1 protein-coding gene is annotated in these 620 nt (G+C 59.8%); it reads left to right on the top strand.

Annotated elements, in window-relative coordinates:
• A partial coding sequence (locus CSQ93_RS28560; RefSeq protein ID WP_199534542.1) for a carbohydrate porin occupies positions 1-620 on the top strand: 620 nt, incomplete at both ends.

The raw sequence follows: 620 nt of genomic DNA, 5'->3' as shown, positions 1-620 counted from the left end.
CCGAAGGCTTCCACGGCTACCTGCGCGCTGGCGCCGGCAGCAATACTTCGGGCGGTGGCGGTTCGCAAGGCTGCTTCGGCCTGGGTGGCAACACCATGAAATACCGTCTGGGCAATGAGTGCGACGCCTACACGGAATTCGGCTACACCAAGTCCGTCGCCAAGTCCGGCGGCGTGAACTACCTGGCCACCATCTGGGTCAACGCCTACGCACCAAACTCGGATTTCGGCGACAACAAACTGGGCATCGTCAAGGCCTATGTGGAAGCGCAGGGACTCGATTTCCTGAACGGCGGCACGGCCTGGATAGGTAAGCGCTTCTACTACCGTCCTGACATCCACATGCTGGACTTGCAGTACATCAACATGAACGGCACGGGCGCCGGCCTGGACCGCATTCCTGCAGGACCGGGTAAATTCTCGTACGCCTTCTTCAAGGACAACGACGTCAAGGTCCCGTTGCCGAACGGCGGCGTCAACACCAAATCGGCCGTGCGCCAGAACTTCATCTTTGGCGAGATTCCCGTCAATGAAAACGGCACGCTGGACCTGGCCGCGACCTACATCATCGGCGAAGGCAAGGATGACATCGCCACTGGCAAGCGCAATAATGGCTGGCAG

This window comes from Janthinobacterium sp. BJB426 (genome assembly GCF_002735705.1).
Classification (GTDB): domain Bacteria; phylum Pseudomonadota; class Gammaproteobacteria; order Burkholderiales; family Burkholderiaceae_D; genus Janthinobacterium.
This window is presented reverse-complemented; position numbering and strand designations above follow the sequence as displayed.